The sequence below is a fragment of the Methylibium sp. T29 genome (assembly GCF_000576205.1).
GTDB classification, from domain to species: Bacteria; Pseudomonadota; Gammaproteobacteria; order Burkholderiales; family Burkholderiaceae_C; genus Methylibium; species Methylibium petroleiphilum.
Genome location: NZ_AZND01000332.1, coordinates 1 through 3,077 on the forward strand (window position 1 = coordinate 1; position 3,077 = coordinate 3,077).

The 3,077-nt window shown below is 70.7% G+C and carries 3 protein-coding genes and 1 pseudogene; all 4 read left to right on the forward strand.

Features of this window, described 5'->3' with window-relative positions; genetic code table 11:
* Positions 1 to 267, forward strand: a pseudogene (locus x551_RS20375) (2-octaprenyl-3-methyl-6-methoxy-1,4-benzoquinol hydroxylase); the annotation flags it as partial.
* A gap of 34 nt (positions 268 to 301) precedes the next feature.
* On the forward strand, positions 302 to 1,042 hold the full coding sequence (locus x551_RS20380; protein WP_051512243.1) for a DsbC family protein: 741 nt from the start codon (positions 302 to 304) through the stop codon (positions 1,040 to 1,042).
* An 81-nt stretch (positions 1,043 to 1,123) separates the two neighbouring features.
* Positions 1,124 to 1,576 carry a DUF3429 domain-containing protein gene (locus tag x551_RS20385; RefSeq protein WP_051512245.1) on the forward strand — a complete coding sequence of 151 codons (453 nt, stop codon included), beginning with the start codon at positions 1,124 to 1,126 and terminating at the stop codon, positions 1,574 to 1,576.
* Positions 1,577 to 1,613: 37 nt separating this feature from the next.
* Positions 1,614 to 3,077, forward strand: a 1,464-nt coding sequence (locus tag x551_RS20390) for a M61 family metallopeptidase (RefSeq protein WP_036250698.1), incomplete at its 3' end; no start/stop codon positions are given.

The window sequence follows — 3,077 nt, forward strand, 5'->3', positions numbered from 1 at the left end:
GCCGATGTCGACACGCTGTGCGCGGTGATCGCCGAGCGCCAGCAGCGCGAGGCCTGGCGTTCGCTGGGCGACGAACGGCTGCTGGCGCGCTACGCCCGCCGCCGCGCCGCGCCCACCTGGGCGATGGGCCGCGTGACCGACGGCCTGCTGCAACTTTTTGCCCACGAGAGCACCCCGGTGAAGGAACTCCGCAACCGCGGCCTGACTCTCGTGAATCACCTGCCGGGGCTCAAGCGCTGGCTCACCGACCGCGCGTTGCGGGGCTGACGCCCCTCCCGACCCGCGCGCACCGAGGATCACCATGAAGTTCAAGACAGCCGCGCTGGCGGCGGCAACGGTCGCAGCCATCGCCACCACCCTCGCGTTGACGGCCGTGGCCCAGGTGCCGCAGGAGGCGGCGATCCGCAAGGCGCTCGGCGAGCGCCTGAACAGCAGCGCGAAGATCGACGAGGTCAACAAGGCCCCGATCGCCGGCCTGTTCGAGGTGCGCATCGGCAACGACGTCTTCTACACCGACGCCGAGGGCGCCTACCTGATCCGCGGCGAGATCCTCGACCTGAAGACCAAGCGCAACCTGACCGAGGAGCGCGTCGCCAAGCTCACCGCGATCGACTTCGCCTCGCTGCCGCTGAAGGACGCGGTGGTGTGGAAGACCGGCAGTGGCGCGCGCAAGATCGCTGTCTTCGCCGACCCGAACTGCGGCTACTGCAAGCGCTTCGAGAAGGAGCTCTCGAACGTCAAGGACCTGACGGTCTACACCTTCCTGCTGCCCATCCTGGGCGGCGATTCGCCGGACAAGGCGAACGCGATCTGGTGCGCCAAGGACGCCTCGGTGGCGTGGCGTGCGTGGATGGTCGACGGCGTGCAGCCGCCCAAGCTGCTGGGCGCCTGTGCGTCGCCGGTGGAGCGCAATGTCGAGCTGAGCCGCAAGCACCGGGTCAACGGCACGCCGGCCATCGTGTTCGAGGACGGCACCCGCGTGCCGGGCATGCTGACGGCGCCGCAGCTCGAGAAGCAGCTCGCCGGCATCGGCAAGTCCTGAGCCGGGCGAGCGGAGTGCCGCAGCGCGCGTGCGCGGCTGCGGCGACAATCCGCCCGCGCTCCGAACTTCCTTGATGGCCCCGTGGGATCCGCCTCTTCCGCCGACGTCAACCTGCCGCCGCACCCGCTGGCACTGCGCCTCGGCTATGCCGGCCTGATCCCCTTCGTGCTCGGCGCGCTGCTGACATGGCTGGTGCGGCCCGATGCGCACCCCTACGTGACCGATGCGCTGGCCAAGTACGCGGCGCTGATCGTGTCCTTCCTGGGGGGCGTGCACTGGGGTCTGGGCCTGCGGCAGCGGGTGCCCTCGCCGAGCCGGTTCGCCTGGGCCGTGCTGCCGATGCTGCTGGCCTGGATCGCGGTGGTGATGCCGCCGTACGCCGGCCTTGCGCTGCTCGGTGCGCTGCTGGTGGTCTGCTACCTCGTCGATCGCCGCATCTACCCGGCCCACGGCCTGGGAGCCTGGCTGGTGCTGCGCTTCCGGCTCAGCGCAGTCGCCAGCCTCGGCTGCTTCATCGCCGCGGCCGGCAGCTGACGCCCGCCTCTCATCTCCTTCCGGAACCGAGTTCTCGATGATCCGTTACCGCCTCGAGGTGGCCGACGCCCTGGCCCACCAGTTCCGCGTCACCCTCACCATCGCGCAGCCGGCCGAAGAGCAGGCGCTGAGCCTGCCGGTGTGGATTCCTGGCAGCTACCTGGTGCGGGAGTTCGCCCGCCACCTGTCCCAGCTCGAGGCGCGCCAGGGCGATCGCACCGTGCCCCTGATCCAGAGCGACAAGGCCGGCTGGGTGGCGCACTGCCGCGGCCGTGGCGCGCTGGTGGTGAGCTACGTGGTCTACGCCTTCGACACCTCGGTGCGTGCGGCCTACCTCGATGCCAGGCGCGGCTTCTTCAACGGCACCGGCGTGTTCCTGCGCGTGCACGGACGCGAGCACGAGCCGCACCGGCTGCGGATCGCCGGGCTGCCCAGGGGCTGGCAGGTCGCAACAGCGCTGCCGCTCGCCGGCGCGGACCACGAGGCGGCCGGCTACGACGAACTGGTCGACCACCCGGTGGAGCTGGGCCGCTTCTGGCGCGGCAGCTTCAAGGCGGCGGGGGTGCCGCACGAGTTCATCGTGGCCGGAGTGCTGCCCAGCTTCGACGGCGAGCGCCTGCTGGCCGACACCCGGCGCATCTGCGAGGCGCAGATCGCCTTCTGGCACGGCGGCAAGAAGCCGCCGTTCAAGCGCTACGTCTTTCTGCTCAACGCGGTGGACGACGGCTACGGCGGCCTGGAGCACCGCGCCAGCACCGCGCTGATCGCCAACCGCCGCGACCTGCCGCGCAACGGCATGAAGTCGGCGCCCGACGGCTACGTGACGTTGCTGGGCCTGATCAGCCACGAGTACTTCCACACCTGGAACGTCAAGCGGATGCGGCCGCGCGACTTCGAGTGCTACGACTACACGCGCGAGAACTACACCGAGCTGCTGTGGTTCTTCGAGGGCTTCACGTCCTACTACGACGACCTGGTGCTGCGGCGTACCGGCCTGATCGACGAGGCACGCTACCTCAAGCTGCTGGCCAAGACCGTCAACAACGTGCGCGGCACGCCGGGGCGCACGGTGCAGAGCGTGGCCGAGGCGAGCTTCGACGCCTGGGTCAAGTACTACCGGCCCGACGAGAACACCGTCAACGCCACGGTCAGCTACTACACCAAGGGCTCGCTGGTCGCGCTGGCGCTCGACCTGACGCTGCGCAGCGAGGGCGCCGGCACGCTCGACGACGTGATGCGCGGCCTGTGGGCGCGCAGTGGCGGCGGGCCGATCACCGAGACCGACATCGCCGCGGTGCTGGCCGAGGTCGGTGGCCGCTCGCTGGCGAGCGAATTGGCCGCCTGGGTGCACGGCACCGGCGAACTGCCGCTGCAGCCGCTGCTGGCGAAGTTCGGCGTGGCCTGGAGCGAAGAGCTGCCCGTGCTGGCGCAGCGGCTCGGGGCGCGGCTCAGCGACAGCGGCGGCCTGCTGAAACTGCAGTCGGTCCTGCGCGGCGGCGCG